9 protein-coding genes and 1 CRISPR repeat array are annotated in these 18,235 nt (G+C 38.6%); of the genes, 3 read left to right on the top strand and 6 right to left on the bottom strand.

Features of this window, described 5'->3' with window-relative positions:
- Nucleotides 1–3,249 carry a DUF6443 domain-containing protein gene (locus tag FAZ15_RS01480; RefSeq protein ID WP_162304843.1) on the bottom strand — a complete coding sequence of 1,083 codons (3,249 nt, stop codon included), beginning with the start codon at nucleotides 3,247–3,249 and terminating at the stop codon, nucleotides 1–3.
- 28 nt (nucleotides 3,250–3,277) lie between these two features.
- On the bottom strand, nucleotides 3,278–6,784 hold the full coding sequence (locus tag FAZ15_RS01475) for a hypothetical protein (protein ID WP_136899415.1): 3,507 nt from the start codon (nucleotides 6,782–6,784) through the stop codon (nucleotides 3,278–3,280).
- 293 nt (nucleotides 6,785–7,077) lie between these two features.
- Between FAZ15_RS01475 and FAZ15_RS01470 the strand changes: the two genes are divergently transcribed.
- The 3 genes from FAZ15_RS01470 to FAZ15_RS01455 all read left to right on the top strand — a co-directional run bounded on the left by FAZ15_RS01470 (nucleotide 7,078) and on the right by FAZ15_RS01455 (nucleotide 8,744).
- On the top strand, nucleotides 7,078–7,329 hold the full coding sequence (locus tag FAZ15_RS01470) for a hypothetical protein (RefSeq protein ID WP_136899413.1): 252 nt from the start codon (nucleotides 7,078–7,080) through the stop codon (nucleotides 7,327–7,329).
- Between the two features lie 454 nt (nucleotides 7,330–7,783).
- Nucleotides 7,784–8,140 carry a hypothetical protein gene (locus tag FAZ15_RS01460; RefSeq protein WP_136899409.1) on the top strand — a complete coding sequence of 119 codons (357 nt, stop codon included), beginning with the start codon at nucleotides 7,784–7,786 and terminating at the stop codon, nucleotides 8,138–8,140.
- A gap of 19 nt (nucleotides 8,141–8,159) precedes the next feature.
- Complete coding sequence (locus tag FAZ15_RS01455) at nucleotides 8,160–8,744, top strand: hypothetical protein (protein ID WP_136899407.1); 585 nt, start codon at nucleotides 8,160–8,162, stop codon at nucleotides 8,742–8,744.
- Between the two features lie 123 nt (nucleotides 8,745–8,867).
- Nucleotides 8,868–11,115: a CRISPR direct-repeat array (repeat unit 46 nt; unit sequence GTTGTGATTTGCTTTCATTCTTTGATTTACCGATATTACACACAGC).
- Nucleotides 11,116–11,321: 206 nt separating this feature from the next.
- On the opposite strand, the gene cas2 is transcribed toward FAZ15_RS01455, so the two are convergent.
- The 4 genes from cas2 to cas9 all read right to left on the bottom strand — a co-directional run bounded on the left by cas2 (nucleotide 11,322) and on the right by cas9 (nucleotide 18,218).
- Nucleotides 11,322–11,654: a CRISPR-associated endonuclease Cas2 gene (gene cas2 / locus FAZ15_RS01450; protein WP_136899405.1), complete on the bottom strand. Its 333-nt coding sequence runs from the start codon at nucleotides 11,652–11,654 to the stop codon at nucleotides 11,322–11,324.
- Between the two features lie 2 nt (nucleotides 11,655–11,656).
- On the bottom strand, nucleotides 11,657–12,553 hold the full coding sequence (gene cas1 / locus FAZ15_RS01445) for a type II CRISPR-associated endonuclease Cas1 (protein WP_136899403.1): 897 nt from the start codon (nucleotides 12,551–12,553) through the stop codon (nucleotides 11,657–11,659).
- 1 nt (nucleotide 12,554) lies between these two features.
- Nucleotides 12,555–13,535, bottom strand: coding sequence for a virulence protein RhuM/Fic/DOC family protein (gene rhuM, locus FAZ15_RS01440; RefSeq protein WP_136899401.1), 981 nt, complete (start codon nucleotides 13,533–13,535; stop codon nucleotides 12,555–12,557).
- Between the two features lie 114 nt (nucleotides 13,536–13,649).
- On the bottom strand, nucleotides 13,650–18,218 hold the full coding sequence (gene cas9, locus FAZ15_RS01435) for a type II CRISPR RNA-guided endonuclease Cas9 (protein ID WP_136899399.1): 4,569 nt from the start codon (nucleotides 18,216–18,218) through the stop codon (nucleotides 13,650–13,652).
- Between the last annotated feature and the right edge of the window lie 17 nt (nucleotides 18,219–18,235).

The raw sequence follows: 18,235 nt of genomic DNA, 5'->3' as shown, positions 1-18,235 counted from the left end.
TTAGTATTCATATATAGTTTCAGCAATAGCACTACCTCCCCAACCACCGACAACCGCTCCTAATATTCCTCCAATCAAAGCAGCTGGAGCAGCACCAATTCCCATCGCAGGAGCTCCAATAATTCCTCCAGCGGTAGCTCCAATCTTTGCTCCAGCCCAAGCCCCCGCCCAACCGGTTAATGCCTTTGCCGTAGCTACTTTTGTTTGTTGGCCAAAGTGCCCTTCTTCTGCCCATGCCGTTCCAACTGTTGCTAAATTTGCGGCATGACCTAGATAACCTGCCTTTTTAACAAATGGCGAAGCTTGAGATGTTTTCAATATGGGTTTCATATAAACTTTAAAACCATATGCCGGACTAGGTTGTATCGTACCAAGATAATGTCTGTACTGAGCTCCTTCTAAAGTCCCTGATATCGCGTTACCGATATCGCTAACTATATTATAACCGTATTTTGCGGTTTGCATTTCACCATTTTGCTGCCCATATCCTCCTTCTCCATTATTGAGGATAACTATTGGAAGCGGTGTTCTTGGATATACCGTAACCGTCAAAATTTCATAGCCTTCATCTGTATTCTTTACCTGGGCCGTATCCAGCCCCAAAGGGTCTATATATCGAAGCGGATTGTTCAGTACGTAGTGATAGCCGGTTACTCCATAATGTTTTTCCGCAAGTGGATCTATCACATTCCACCGTCCGATCTCTGCATCGTAAAACCTGGCTCCGTAATCGGATTGCCCTTCCAATGTATACAAGCTTCCCATTGAATGCGTGCCTCCCCCAAGCTCTTCCTGCATCTCCTTACCGTTGTAAAGGTACTTATTTATCCCACCACTCAAAAGCCCCTTACGCTTTCCAAATGCGTAATAGTCCTGTTGCTGTACGAGGTCGACTGAAGTTGGTGTGCTTCCTCGCTTGATCACTGAACGTACATTGCCCAAATGGTCAACAAGATTGTAGTGGTATACATATGTTCCCCCGTTATTTTGCAGGTAACCGTCTTCGGTCGTAATACGTTCAATGTACCGTGCTGCAGTTCCCACCTTGTTGTATTCTATATCGGAAACGTAGTCACGTTGTACCGGCGTCCCACCGGCCATAGCTGCCTTGCTCAGCTTGGTACCCAATGCATTATATAGATAATATACGCTTAGACTTCCTGGCCGCACCGCAGTTATCGGTAGATTCAGATAATTGTAGGTGAACGTCGTAGCTGTTCGATCGGAAAGAGCATTGCCATTGGCGTCGTAGGAAAATGTTCCCGTAATACCGCCACTCAGCGACGTTAGTTGATGCCCAGTATATGAATAGGCCACCGGTATACCATTATCCCTAGTCAATGACGTGATATTGCCAGCCAGGTCATATTCTATAGACTCACTCATAACTGCCCCTGTACTGGTTGCATAGACGAGCTGATTGAGATCGTCATAGCCATATCTGAAACGGTTAGGTGTACCGGTAACATTATGGCCCCAATGCTGTTCCGAAATATTTCCGTTGTATTGACCCACGCCCCCTGCATCTGGATCCTGATACCGCAATTCCTCGCTAAACTGAGGGGATGCTATACTTTTCAACCATCCCCGTTCATTGTATGCATAATCTATGCCAGTCAAAAATGTAACTCCATCATTTTCACTGTGGATTTGCTTTTGCTTGATCTGCCCGATCTCATTATAATTTATTTGGGTCTGGAGAATTTCCGGCTGTGTGTTTACTTTCTTTCTAACAGTTTTCACACGACCGGTATGGTCATAAGTTTTTGTAGTCAGAATAGTTGTGGCAGGCCCGGCAACAGAAAGTCTATGTACATGTTGACTGGTAAGCACCTCGCCACCGAAAGAAAATGTACTGGTATAATGATCCGTTCCTCCTAAGTGATTTTGAGAAGCCTTTTGTACCATCCTTCCAAAATCATCATAATTGTAGAGCTCTACCAACGGCTGTCCGCCGGTATCCCTATATACAGTCCTCCCGGTCAGAACCCCCTTGGTTTTGATGCTTCTTGTAACTCCCTGTGGTTGTAAAGCTAATATTTCAGCTTCACTAAAAGTATAATCGTCATAATAATTAACTACTCGAGGGGATTTATTTGTTCGCGGAAAACTGACATTACCATACGACGAGTACCCTGCAGGTCGGCTTTCCCAAAGCGAAGTCGAAACCTCATTATTTAATGTAGTCTGTAGTGCCGTTCGTGATGATGTAGATAAATAGACGCCGACCTCCACTACTCTTCCTGCAGCATCATTTTTGTTATAAATCCATTCTCCGGCAATTTTCCTGTTGCCGTCTCTGTATAAGATAGGCTGGTCTAGTTTATTATACACAAATTCCTCCCAATCCTTTCCAGGACTCTTCCGCTCTATGAGACGCCCCCTGCTGTCATATTTATATGAATAGATAAAGCTCAAGAAAACGGCAGAGTTCTCTATGAATGTGGTAGAAGTAACTGTGGGAGGTAATACGTAGCGAAGATCACCATAAATATCATAAACATAATATGTGTTAAGAATGCTTGTGTTTTCCCTGCGTCGCTGCAACACCAGTCTGTTTTCCCCATCATAATATTCTTCGATAGTTCCAGAACTCTGTCCATCTGGAATATTTTCGTCCCGTTTAACAATCTTGCTAAGCGTACCGGCGGGATAATGTGCATTTGCATTCGCTCCATTTGAATTTACCCCCCACATCAAAACGCTATTTGCTATATTACCACCGTATTCAAGACGAATTGTATGTGCATCGCCGTTAGTAGCTGTAAGTTGCCACGTCGATCCTGGTGCCCCTTGTTCGATTAACCGTGTATCTTCGCTAACTTCAAAGCTAGTCTCGGCATATGGATGTGTGGTTCGAACAATATCTGTTATCGTTGGTGCATTGTAGAAATTAAAGGTGCTGAGCTGTCCATTAGTTTTGTATGAACCGTCTTGAGAATTATCGGCATATGGAAGATACTTTTTACTTTCCCTTCCCATCCCGTCATATTCTATATGGCTCACCAGATCCTTTTGCGATGCGCTTGCCATCCAATTTACTGTTTGCTGCGGCCGTCCCCATCCATCAAGATACATAATGGTTTTTGTAGCCTGACTATTGGAAAGTGTGATAAGCTGAGAATCTGCTGTCATACCTGGCACTTTAACTCTGACACCCATTACAAAATTTCGGTTTATACTCGGCGTCTGGGCCGATCCGGCAATTGTCAGAAAAAAACTAAACAGTAATAATAATATCTTTTTCATAATTTTCATTCATGGAGATTAGCCTTAATTACAGTGGCGGTAAACACGAGCCTGTTGCTTGCTGTACACCGTTCACAATGTATTTGTACGTTGTCGAAGATACACCCCTGTAATATCCTGTTGCAGGAATTAAAGTGTAGGTACAATTGCTGTAATACTTACTATCTGCAGGATTGAAGTATAGCGCCCGTACTTGTAGGGAAGATGACTGCGAACATACGGCTGCAGAGGATGTTGCATAATAAAATGTCTCATAAACAGATGGAGGAGGACATGGAGGCTGTGGATATGGCTCTTCATCTTCTTCCACCTGTTCGTCAATCCCAGGAGCTGTTCCGTTTTCTTGTCCACAATCAATCATTTGTCCGGCTGCATTGTAGCATATGCTCGTTGTAATGTGACCGTTCTGATCCAATATAAGTCGCATCCGTCCTTTCCAATCAAATTTGTAGTAAGTAATACGTTCAGCTGGATCTGTCATACTACTTATATTGCCTTGCTTATCGTATGTGTAGGTCGTAAAAAATGAGCCCTCGGGATAAAGCCTAAGATCATCCAAGAACACATCGGATAAAGAACTATTTAACTCTATTTGACTTACTCCACTTATCGTTCTCCGATAGAACTGCCAGCCATTTCTGCTCTGTAAGAGTAGTGCGGCTCCTCCACTTACCGTCGCTGCCGAAGTTCCTTTTGCCCAGTACGATAATATGTAAGTTTTTGAGGGCGTCAAACCCGCTTTTATTATCTTATTATTAGCCGCACTCAACACTTTACTTCCAGTTGGTGCAAAAAAATCGTCCACTATAGATGGGGTAATATGCATCGACCAATTACCGTGGTTCGCCGTCTCGAAGCTCGTAAAAGCGATATCGTTGTAAGTAGCATTTTGCGCTACAGCTAGTTGGTGGTCTCCCAGAGTATCGACTATAAAAGATGTCGGTAATGACGCTCGGCTTTTTGACTCCAAAACATTTCCTACCTCGTCATATTTAAGAAAAATAAATTCGTTCTCCCACGCTCCAGTGCGCTTTACCTCTGCGATCCTTTGGGGCATTACAAGGCCACCACCCCAGTTTTTATATAAAGTACGCCTCATCGACATTCTTGTTCCGTTTCTCAATATAGTTTCCTGGATGGGGATCCACCTTTCACCTCTGTTTTTCATAGAAAGATATGCCGCTAGTTCATCGTTACTCAATACAGTACCTCCTAAAGAATTAGCGTTGACTACATCAGCTATATAATCGATCCACTTTTCTACTGAATAGCCATTAACATTAGTTTCTATAATCTTTTTTACGTAGAGGGGATGCAAATTTCCATACTCAAAATTTCTGACTTTAACGACGCTGTCCAAATTTGATGTACCGTAGGTAATTTCGGTTTCCGAAATTGCGCGGGAAATCTGTCCCATATAGCGGTAACCATATATTCCGAACTGTTGCATATGTGAAGAGCCTATTGTATATCCGGAACAGAAGGATGGAGGAGGCTCAACAAAACGTTTTAACTCGTATATAAAAGAAAGCGTATCAATCTGATTAAAAAACTTCTCTCTATTGAATAGGGTCTTCCGGATAGGCTTATAAGTGGTGGGCCCGTCCATGCCATATATAATTTCCTGCAGTTTGTTGATATTTGTTAGTACTGGATTAAAAATCCCGTAATTGGTGTTATTCATGATCGCAGTATTTACATTGTTGAGCGTGGAATCTTTATCATAAATAGTAGCTGTTTTCGCCAACGTATTGTTTAATCCTGTATAACGGGTAACGTGACCATAAAATATTGACATGCCCTGCAGATACGCGGCCTGAAAGTTTCCAATACCAAAAAACTTGGCCTGCCAGCTATCTAAATTACCACTACAACTGGCTCCTGCGGAATTTTGGTAGGTGTACAAAGATTGCGCAGCATAGTCCTTTAATGACAAACTTTCATCTTGAAGGAATGTCCCCAGACCATCTTCATTTTTACCATATTTATAAAGCGTTTCATTGAGTAAGGTACTGTCCCGGTCGTACTTTTTGATAAGTTTTATACGGAGGCCAGCTCCATGCTTGACTATGTTTGTACCCTGTTCTTCCCATTTATTCTGTTCATAATCGAATATCTCAAATCCGCCGTAGGGAGAGGTAATACTCGTGAGAATGCCTGCTTGCATATCCTCCGCCGAAGAGGCCCTATCTGCATTTCCAATGGTGTGAACAGTTGCTAGGTCCGAAGCAGTCATACCTGTCAAAGATAACGCGGATCCATTGATGGTACGGCTGGTGATCAACCCCGTGTTGGATTTGTTATTGAAATATCCCCATACGTCTTGTGCATGCCTGCCATTTCCCGTTGATAAATCGGGAAGTAACCTGCTCGAATACTGAAAACTATACCTTTCAGTTAACTCGAGTGCGGTGGGCGACATAAATTCCAACGCCAGTAACTTGGTTCTGTCTCGATCTGGGTCATTGTCGTTGTAATAGAAATTTATGAGCTTGACCTGTTCATTGGTGAATGGATTCCGAATTATTATATGAACTAAAAGTCCAGATTCAGCGGCATAGACAAAATTTGCCGTATAATCATTGGTAGTGATTTTTTTGACACGTTGCTCGAGGTGCGTTATTGTGTCGGTGAACGTTTTAACTGAAGAGCTGAGTGCTTGTGTTCCCACCGTGGGTGTTCCAAATAAAAAATCTTTCCCTATGCACTGTTCTTGATAGTACACCAGTTCTTGGATTTCCCGGGGTTCATATTCTATGTGCACTTGCCTAATATCGTCTGCTGTTCTAATGCTGGTAAGATGCCAAGCTTCGATGGGATCTTCTCCGTAAACATTTTCAATATAGGTGGAGGAGATTGTTGAATATGAAGTAAAAGCATAGCTAAGCTTATCTCCTGATATATTAAAATTGAATTTTCCGTTGAGATCGGGAATTGTATTGTTTATAATCATCTCTCGAAAAGGCATTTGAAAAAAAGGCACTCCATTTCTGTAAAAAGCACCACTTTCACGTCCGGTGCTGTAAAAGAAAAGATCTGCATTCATATCTTTACCTGTCCTGTTTATTATGTCTCGCAATTCGTGAAAATTCTGCGTCCTTGCATTTGCGTCAGTTTCATTCCTCTTGGAAAGTAACTGTTCAAAAGTATACGAGGGAGAAGCAAAATTCCCGTTTGCAGCGGATTCATCCAACACGGATCCGAAACACCTCGCAATAGTACCGATTCCTCTGATGCTCCATCCTAAACCAACTTCCGTCTCTTTTTCTGCAACTTTTATACCGCTTGCATGGTATGAAAGTGTAATAGGAATAACCTTGTCCCTAATCTTGATTTCAAAAAGAGGTATATCAATAGCAGGCACGCCCGAAGCCTCACCGGTTGGGTAATTGATATATTTCGATAATGCAGAAATTCTCGGAGATTGAGGGATAGGTCGAAAAATCCTAACCTTATCAGCATCCTGCGAGAAACATGTTTTTCTGAGAAGAAGTGTGCTCATCAGAATAACTAGTACATAAAAGGTCTTATTCATAATCAAGATTCGGTTAATTAGACAGTGACATGCGGTAAACAGAAAACGGGAACAGCAGTCTCATCTCTCTGGCATGTAATTTCTATATGAGGACAAGGTAGCCATAAACACAGCCAAGAAATAGCCGTATTTTATCAAAAATAAACCGTATTTTATCAAAAAAATATTTTACCAGATATTACTACGCTCAGCTGAAGGCTCTAAGGACTATAAAGCGTAATCATACGACAACTATTCCGCTGGGTGATGCTCTCATACCTTATTGTGGTCACTTTATAATTTTCCAGGAAGATATGAATGAAGTGATTATTCAAAATTGCCCAAATGGCTTTAAATGGAAAGTAATACATCAGCAGAATAAAGTTTTTCTGCGCATTAGAAAAAACCTCGTAAAAATTGATTTCGAAGTATATAAGCGAACTATATTACAATTTGTCGATCAGGTCGAATTCTTTTTTCAATCCAGTGCACCTAAGATACTGCCGGATGACGAATATGAAGTTACGGCCAATCAAAAATTCTGGGAAGAATGGCACAGAATATGAAACGAATGGAGATAGTTGTAGCGCCTAGTATAACATTTGGTGTACTTTCTGTCGGAATGGCAGTTGACCGATATGAGCAGATAAAAACTATTGCGGTTCGGGACCGACCAGAAACTAAAAGAACTCATTGTGTTTTTAAGAAAGATTTAGTATTTTTAAGAAGGTTCTTTACACTTTTTGAGATCAAGATGAATCAATGGTAACTAAGCTGGTAATACTGACAATTATTTGGTTAATCTATATCATTTCAGATTATTACCTTCTGCCATATTTTTTCCAACCAATTGTCTGGCTTGTAGTCTGCCTAATGTTATTTTCACTTTCCATCCGCCAAATAATTAAAATTGTAAAGGAGAGAAAAAAATTAAATCAAAATAGAATAGTAAGTCTTTCGATCACCTTGATCCTATTACTATTGACATTCTATAATTTCAACAAGTTTCCGAGTGCAGTTATGGAAAAGATAGATTGGGCTATATCATACGACAAACGAAAGCAAATTGTCAACGAGGTTCAAGAAGGAAAGCTTACACCAAATACAGAAATGAAAAACGGTATATGCGAACTACCTTTTAAGTTTCCTCTTGTCTCTAACGGAGGAAATGATATTTGGATTACTACGAATAAAAATAACGGTACAAGAACCATAAAGTTTTGGATCTCACGCGGTTTTTTCGAATCACCGCAAACCTATTTTATCTATACCGATGCCCTGGAATCACAGCAATATTATCAAGACTTGATCAAAAATTATCCCGAACATAATTGGAAGTTAGAAGAAAATTGGTTCCGGATCACGGAAAGACTATAATCCATAATCCCACAGTACAATGAAATATATCGCAATTATATTACCCCTATTTCTAATTGTATCCTGTAAGGAACGGACGAGAGATTTTGGCGGAGTATTTTCACTAAAAATCCCCTCGTCATGGCAATATATCCCACATAAAGGGATAGATTCTTATGTAGGATTAATTGCTATAGATTCGACAGACACTTTGTTTTTCGATTATGGTGCCTATTCAAACAATTTAATCCATACCCAGCTAAATGAAATCATAGAAAGAGATTCTATAATTAGAATCGAAGATTTTGACTCTTTATTAAATAAAAACTTCTCCTTTACCGAAGGAAATCTAAAGGATTCTATTTATCTAAAATCTTTTCTGACTGAATACTATCGTGACACGGTCGTGCAATTTTTTCCGGGTCATATTGTAACTCCAAGAAATATGAGCAAAGGCCGTACGGGCATATTTGTAGACAGCATATGGCATAAAGAACCTCATGGTGGGATTCACTACCTTACACAAAGATTTTGTCTAGTAGGCCACAACTTGAGCGAAAAAAAACATAAGGCGGTACTGAAAGCAATAAAAACCCTTGAGTTTAGAGAACCAAAATCTCGATAAATAATTTGCTTTCATTATTCATTAGCGCTAATTTTAATGGAATGAATGAGCTCCCTTCGGCCGGTTCTTTGATTTACTGATATTACACACAGAATACGGATCTGCATTACTTCAATCTCTACAGTTGTGATTTGCTTTCATTCTTTGATTTACCGATATTACACACAGCATCCGATGCCGGCAATTTCTTGTCCGTTTTGTTGTGATTTGCTTTCATTCTTTGATTTACCGATATTACACACAGCTCGCATATAAGAAAGTATCCGCATTGTAAAGTTGTGATTTGCTTTCATTCTTTGATTTACCGATATTACACACAGCACGAAACATGGAATATATCACCTGCAGGAAGTTGTGATTTGCTTTCATTCTTTGATTTACCGATATTACACACAGCGATAACCGACGGTTATCATCGACTTACTGGGTTGTGATTTGCTTTCATTCTTTGATTTACCGATATTACACACAGCATACATTTTAACTATGTGTTATCATGTATGGTTGTGATTTGCTTTCATTCTTTGATTTACCGATATTACACACAGCCTTTCTGTAAGAATCTGTATGTATACGCTGTTGTGATTTGCTTTCATTCTTTGATTTACCGATATTACACACAGCTGTTTTTCACAACAGTCAAGCCCGTAGATAGTTGTGATTTGCTTTCATTCTTTGATTTACCGATATTACACACAGCAACACGATTAGAAGTTCCGACAATACTCGCGTTGTGATTTGCTTTCATTCTTTGATTTACCGATATTACACACAGCTCCTGAAGCACAATACGAGCGACGCGCACCGTTGTGATTTGCTTTCATTCTTTGATTTACCGATATTACACACAGCTCTTTGTTATGTAATCAATGGGGATTACATGTTGTGATTTGCTTTCATTCTTTGATTTACCGATATTACACACAGCCGTCGTCAATGTAGGTGAACGTTTTACATGGTTGTGATTTGCTTTCATTCTTTGATTTACCGATATTACACACAGCTGCCTATTGATCTACCTTTTGCAAATACGTGTTGTGATTTGCTTTCATTCTTTGATTTACCGATATTACACACAGCCAGGGACTAGAAGACGTACAACAAGAGGTAGTTGTGATTTGCTTTCATTCTTTGATTTACCGATATTACACACAGCCTACTAAAATGCAAGATGTCGGTCTACTTGGTTGTGATTTGCTTTCATTCTTTGATTTACCGATATTACACACAGCAATAAAATGAGGTTAACAATAATACCAACAGTTGTGATTTGCTTTCATTCTTTGATTTACCGATATTACACACAGCGCGATGGTAGGTTTTCCGAAGTCGACCGAAGTTGTGATTTGCTTTCATTCTTTGATTTACCGATATTACACACAGCTCCTTCTTCAACTACCTCAACATCGTCAGCGTTGTGATTTGCTTTCATTCTTTGATTTACCGATATTACACACAGCTCTTTCCCTTGCCAGAAGCAGACGCAGACAGTTGTGATTTGCTTTCATTCTTTGATTTACCGATATTACACACAGCCTTAAATGACGAGGCTTATACGGTTAAAGGGTTGTGATTTGCTTTCATTCTTTGATTTACCGATATTACACACAGCTCAATTCACCTCACCCCCTACCACAGGGATGTTGTGATTTGCTTTCATTCTTTGATTTACCGATATTACACACAGCCAAAAGAGTATTCCCCGCTCACCAAATCAAGTTGTGATTTGCTTTCATTCTTTGATTTACCGATATTACACACAGCATCGAGATTTGTTGCCGGTTTCTACCAAGGGTTGTGATTTGCTTTCATTCTTTGATTTACCGATATTACACACAGCAAAACGGATACATAACAATCATCTAATACAGTTGTGATTTGCTTTCATTCTTTGATTTACCGATATTACACACAGCGTTGCGGCACAGCTGCAAGCCGCCATTGCGGTTGTGATTTGCTTTCATTCTTTGATTTACCGATATTACACACAGCTCATCTGACTAAAATGATCGTTGATCAGCAGTTGTGATTTGCTTTCATTCTTTGATTTACCGATATTACACACAGCGCCGACGTACTCCGCAATTTCCCTAGATGGGTTGTGATTTGCTTTCATTCTTTGATTTACCGATATTACACACAGCGAAATGAGAGAGGACATACTAAGCGCAGTGTTGTGATTTGCTTTCATTCTTTGATTTACCGATATTACACACAGCTTAAAAACATATCAAAAGAATGCTGATATGGTTGTGATTTGCTTTCATTCTTTGATTTACCGATATTACACACAGCCCGAATACCAACAAGAAAAGTATTTGGACGGTTGTGATTTGCTTTCATTCTTTGATTTACCGATATTACACACAGCATACCGTAGCTTAATCAAATGTAAATCAGTAAATTAATTGGAAAATTAGAAATAAAAAATCCAGTCTGAAACAGGCTGGATTTTTTATTAATTGCGTAGTTTTCTATATCCTATTCTAAACGACGATATTATTTTGAGCTACAAAACACCGTGTGTGGAAAACTTTTTTTCTTTTTGCATTATCTGCTCAGATATGCAATTACTTCTTAGAAAAGCTCGAGTTGCTGTGGCGTATCTGGTCGCTTGCCTATCTCTTGTCCAATAAACAATTCAATATCGCCAAATTGTTTGTCAGTAATAGTCAGTATACCTATATGCCCTCTCTCTGGAAGTCGGCGCTTTACCCTTTTTATATGCACATCTGCATTTTCCCGGCTATTGCAATGACGCAGATAAATGGAAAATTGAAACATGGTAAACCCGTCCTGCATAATCTCCTTACGAAACTTTGCATGCGCCCGTCTATCTTTTTTAGTTTCAGTGGGCAAATCAAAAAGCACTAAAATCCACAATATGCGATATTGATTTAAACGGTTCACATCTAAATAGTAGGATAATTAATTTTTCGAGATGTTCCTTCAAAACATCTTGCCAATGACGCTGTTGTTCGAGATACCCCTATTAATAGCGGACTCGTCATGTCATCAAAAACTACGTTAACTTGAGGCAACAGTAATAAACGGGTCTTTATCTCAGTATTAAGTTCTTCCAAATATGTACCTTCTGCTACTAATTTATAAACGATTCGATCTACAAATGGTCGATATGGCTCCATAATATCATCTGCTAAGCAATACGCATTGTATTTGTTGCGATGAAAAATACCCAGAGTTGGCAGTAATCCAGATGAAACTAAGCTTCTGGCAACTATGGCACGAAGTATTGCATAGCCATAATTCAAAAAACTATTAGGTGGTACTCCTGCTCGATGCCTATTAAATTGCAAATGCTCACTAAAGATATTTTGCCAATAGTAAGCCGCGGCCCTCCCCTCGTAATTATCGGGATCTCCAGATTTAACAGATTTTGACCAGCGAAACATATTGTCTGCATGTATACCTAGTTCGTTGAGCACACTCGCCTGGTTATAGATCTTTTGTTGTATGGTCTGTTGCCAGAGTTGCTTTTTCAGCGGCAATGATGCTTCAATTTGATAACGAAACCGTTCGGCTTGTGTATGGCCTCCGTCCAAAGGTAACAGCAACCCCGTAGGCATATGGCTTGAATCGCATGAAATTAATGCTACGTTATTTTCTACAAGTGCTGCAATACAACCGTGCGAAATTGTAATTTGTTGGCTTTCCAACACCAATACACCAATATCTTCTATTGGTACTGTGCGATCATCTTTTTCCTTTTCCGGAAATGAAATAACCAGTTGGCTATTTCTGTGACTCAAATACGTTGGGTTGGAAAATACGAGGGTACGTTTGATCATGTTATCGGCTGTTTATAAGCTGTGTAATCAATTTGACCATCAATTCCTTTTCTCGTGGATCACTCTGGGCTATTAATAATGCCAGTGTCACGAGAGCATTGTCATTGATTTTTATTTCACCATCCTTTTTAAAGCGGTGGCTATTCTTCTCTAAAAACCATACGAACATAAATGCACCAATGCGTTTATTACCGTCGGTAAAAGGATGATTTTTGATAATAAAATAGAGTAAATGAGCAGCTTGTTCTTCGATACTTCCATATAAATATTGACCGTCAAAAGTTTGTATTACACTTTGTAACGTCCCTTCGAAGCTATTATCTTTTTCATTTCCAAACAATTCTGTAGCCTCTTTTTGATCAATCAGCTGCTTTTTGAGTTCAATAACAGCAATTTTTGCTTCCTCGTAGCTTATCTCATAAGTAATATTTTCATTAAGTTTTTGGGATTCAATAGAATTACTATCGAATTGATTCAACAACACAAAACTTTGGGTATACTGTGAAATGATATTCATAATACCCTTCGCCTCGTCTACATTTGCAACATCCTTTGCCTTTTCGGTAATAAATTTCACAGTTTGCTGTAGTTCATCAAGACGTTTTTGATTGATGGTGTAGCCTTGGATAAGGTGTTCTTTAAGACGTTGGGTGGCCCATTTTCTGAATGCTGTACCTTGCTTAGATTTTACACGGTAGCCCACAGAAATAATTACGTCAAGATTGTAGTACTTCACACTTCTTTCTTGTGCTTTGCCTTTTATGGCACCGTGTTGAGTGGTGTGTAAGAAATCCTTACATACCACATTTTCTTCTAATTCTCCTTCTTTAAAAATATTTTGAATATGTTGAGTAACCGCAACCCTATTTCTGCCAAATAACTCTGCCATCTGCTTTTGAGTAAGCCATACAGTATCTTGTTCAAACTGAACCTCAATTTGAACATTGTTATCATCCTTTTGATATATTACAATCTCGTTCATATCCTCTTATTTTTTTAAGTTAGTTCCATTTTGAAATTAACCAACTTCAACTTCTTCAACAGTTCATTTTTTGCAACAGTTCAGAAAAACCGAAAATTTCCCTTTTGGAAACAGTTATCGTAAAATATCCGATAATGTTTTTGAGATGTTCCCCAATCTATCTATTTTAAGTTTGATGCAAACAGATTTTATCTGAATGCCATCAAGAGAGTTTTGACTTTTATTGTTTGATCCCATTTCATTTGCTCTAATTGGTGATGCGTAATGAACAGGCACACATTCCAATTTGTCCTGTGTAGTACTTACCATTTTATAAATCTGTTTCACTTGTTCTTTCGTCAAATTTCTGAAATCAATTGTTTCTGAATCTTCTTGCTCTTCTACAGTTGGTACGTATACCAAGTCATTAGGGGAAAGATAAAATAATAAATTATCTTCTTTTTCATTTCTATCGGGTACAGAACTTAACCATTGCTTTTGTCGTTCAATCACGATATTTAAAGGAATAGTTCTATAACTTCTATTGGCATTTTTATTTTGATATATTGCCAAAAACAAGTTTGTTCCTTTATCAGCTTCAACCCATTTATGCCTTGTTCCAATTTTATTTCCAACAGCAAAACGTCCGCTTCCACTTTCGGCAATAGGCAATTTATATATAGGTATCTTTCTTTTTGCATTGAAACGCTCTAATCCTTCTGCACTAAACGATTTCTCTAAGTCATTGTCATTTTCCTTTAAGTGATTAAGTAAATCCTGTCGGATTTTGAAATCGGCAACTTTATCTATAAACTTAATTGCCTCTTCAACCGTTTTTATTCCACCCTGACCTCGGTTTGACAATTCAGATATAGGCTGTCTTTTTCTGAATTTTTCTATCTTGACCTTAAATGCAGTTACTATAATTTCATTTCCATGATTATCTCTAAGAGGGTTTTTCTTTAAATACTTTTGAGTATCTGTCACCTTGCATTTATAATTTTGATATACTTCCTCTACTTTTATTTTGATTTCCTCATCAATAATCAATTCTCTCTTACCAACATTATCAGCTATTTTCAATGTATCAAATTCAAAGACTTTTTTTCCGTATGGCATCGGAGTATGCAACGATTTTCGTATTGCCCAACTATCACCCTTAGTTTGTGAAACTAACTCTTTGACCAATTTGCCATTCTTTTCCACATACTTCTCATACCTATTCGTGGTTTTATTAATCACCCGAAGATTCTGCTTGAAGCTAACCACAATCTGTTCCAAAGTATTTTTAACATCCAACGTAAAATTATCCCAGGGCTTTTTAAAATCGGTAAATTTGTCTCTCTCCTTTCCTTGATTATCTTGCCATTTTTCCTTGTTGCGTAACTTATTTTGTAAATCAAATCTTGAAGTTTCCGATTTAGCGGATTGATTGTTCAATAAATTGATGTGGTCTCCTGTCGCACACGCGATCACCAAAGCATCCAATGCATGATGACGGTGGTCAATACGCTTTTTGGAAAAACCTTTTGAATATTCCAACGGAACAATAGGTATAAATTTTTGATGATTTTCGTTCCATGCCGTAAAAGCCGTACTATTCGTCAGCAGATTCATTCGCTCAAAACGAGGTAATATCAAATCATTCCAGACATCATTCAACCCCCAATCCTGTTTTAATTTGGTTGTGATTTTTCCATTTCCCGGCAAGACGTTTTTTGAATTCACTCCATCATCATTATTATCTGCTCGAACAATATTTGATAACACGTTAGAAATAAACTTACTGATATAACGAGTATCGTTCATTTGCCGTTCAATCATTTTATCCGGAATCTCATCCAATAATAACTTATTTCGTTTTGAACGGTTCTTAGCATACCGTTCTTTGATAAATTCCTGATAACCCTGTTCCTCAAAGACCCGTACACTCCTTCCAAATCCTGTTTCGACAATAGTCCCATGAAACTTTTTGATGAACTCCAAACCGAGATTCTTGTCTTTTAATTTGTTGATTGCCGATTCACAAATCACCTTATTACTAAAACTATCGTCGAAATAACGGGATTGAGGGATAATATGCTCAATTTCATATTCCGACGTGAACAGTTTGTTCAAAGGAATCATCTGTCCCGTATAAGGCGAACGGTAACGCTGCTCTAACCACAGTTTATAACGCTGCAACTCCGATTTTGTCGGTTGAGGGGTCTTGCTGATTTTTAATATTTCATCGCTTATCGGGTCATGTTCAAAATTTCCTGTATGTACGTTATATCTTTCTTCACTACCCAAAGCATATTCTTCGTAAACTTTCAACGTTTCTTGTTGCATGGGTGAAAATGGACGGACATTCTCCACACGACCATCATTTAACAATTCAGCTAACAGTGCCTTGATACGCAGGTTGGTATTTTCGTTTTCTGTAACTTGATTGGTGATTTTCTTACGATCTTCTGCTGTATTTTTCATTTCACGGCCCAATTCAATGTGTATTTCATTGAAGAAATCCTTAATCCCACTACCGTACTTTGCCCAAATATCTCTTACCACTCGAAGTGTCTCGGTAACGACCTGTTCTACGATCGGATTGCGAAGAGAGTGTTGTTTAAACTCTTCCAAATATTTCTCCAAATCCGCTACTGAGTTCCATTTTCCAGCATTATTAGCTTCTGAATGTCTGTCGTAAACCACATATTGCGCCAACCACAATTGAACACCTTGAAAATTCTCTTCCGTTGTTAAATGAATTGCTTTCTCGCGAACACGGTTTTTAATTTCTTCGTCTACTTCTCCTGTGATGATTTTCCAAATTCGATTTTTCGTATCGCCATCAATTTTGTCCCAATCCCAATATTTTCCTAACCGCATTAGCGGTAACAACTTCTTAATCGCTTTTTCGGAAAACGAACCATATTCGCCTTTAAATGGAGGAAACTTCCTAAAGCCTTCTACAAATGAAACTTCATCCAGACCATGTTTATTGGCAAAGGATTTTAGAGCTTTCTCAAATTCAATTTTATCAGTGACCGAGTAGATAAGGTGCCAAAGCTTATACTCGAGTTCAGGTGTCAGAAAACCATCAGGTACATAGTCTAATTTGGACAAGCGTGTTCTGATTTGTGTACCTGTTTCATTGCACGGATAGACTTTGTCCTCTACATAATTCCAACGATAATTCGTAATCTCACTTGTCAAAGCCCTGCCCTTAAATCCAATCTTCTCGAGCAAATGCTTTACAAGAATATCTTGCTTGATTTCTTTTCTTTCATTCAGAAAATCAAATAACTGTTCATAATCTTCGACAGATTGAATAAATTGACCTGTTATATCCTTATCATCCGCCTTCTGGTAGATTTTTAGATTATAAAGCCATTGCCATAGCCGAAACTCTTGATAAAGCGGATGTGATTTTGGAATCGCTTTCAGATACTCAATTTTTTCAATCTCATTACCTTCCTTGTTTTCTACTTTAAAAACTCTATATTCTAATGAGCAATTGCCAATATTAGATTTTTGGCTACGTAATGGACGCTGATAAAAAATAATATCTTCTACGAAAAGATGAACAAAATCCCTTTTGTTCAACGCGGTCTGATGAGCCTCATTTTTCCTGTACAATTCCCGTACACAATCGCTATACAGATCGTCGGTAAAAAGCTCGGGCTGAAGTTCTATCTGCTTCTTCAGAATTGCTTTCAGTTCCTCTTTATAGAATTTACGTTCGACCGTGCGAACCAATTTTCCCCTGATTTTTTGCGTAGGCTTTTGTACTAACGTATCGTAAATGTAGGTTCCAACTGTTTTGTCACATTGAGCAATTTCCTGTTCAGTTTTCTTTTTGATCAAAGTCCAATCGTCCTCACTTGGAGCCCTAAAACTACGCTTTTCGGCTCCTTCTTTATCTGTTTTTACGGAACCATCATCATTTAGATCTGTAGTTACAATAAAGTCTCTTACTTTGTCTTTCCAATCTAACAATGGCGTTTTACTGGAGCGCCTATATACCCAGCCATTCTCCAAATGTAATGAATACCATGTTTCTCCTTTGTTGTTAGGTTTTTCGTCCGCAATAACTTCGACAATTTTCAATGAATGAAATTCCACTAGTTTGTTGGGATTTTCTTCCTCTTCTTCACCTCGTAATTGGTAATAACCTCGCTTTTGGTTGAAATTAAGGATAATCCAGGCTAATTCTTCTTTTTCTATTTTTGCAGATAGTGCTTTTTTGCGTAAATAATAGATTGTCCAATCGTAAGGAATTCTTGCATCCTGACCATTTGCGCTAAAGTCCGCTACCATTTCTTGAAAAGAGCCCTGAAAAAGAAATTCAAACTTTTCCTCATCGTTTTTCTTCCAAGCTATTTTAGGTTCCGTTTCTTCCAAAAATTGTCCCAACCGGTTAACAAAGTCGATCTCCGTGTTGTAATGTGTAGGAAGAAAACCTAAAACATTTAGTACTCTATGAAGTCTTTCTCTTCTCAAGAGATGCCGTTCGCGCAACCTACGAACACCTCTAAATTTCGTTCTATCTGCAGTTTGCGAAATAGAATTTCCTTTTCCAAATTCGTCTTTTACATCCTGAGTCATCGGAATAATTCGGCTTCCCATTCCCAGAATTGTCCCTTCTCTATTTTCAAAATCTCGTTCGATCAAAGCCCATCCGATAGAGTTCGTTCCTAAATCTAGGCCTAATATTTTTTTCATAATAAATTGGCTATTAA

Origin of the sequence: Sphingobacterium olei (assembly GCF_005048855.1) — a bacterium.
Lineage (GTDB): Bacteria > Bacteroidota > Bacteroidia > Sphingobacteriales > Sphingobacteriaceae > Sphingobacterium > Sphingobacterium olei.
The sequence above is the reverse complement of the archived record's forward strand: the minus strand, read 5'-3'. Positions and strand labels throughout refer to the sequence as shown.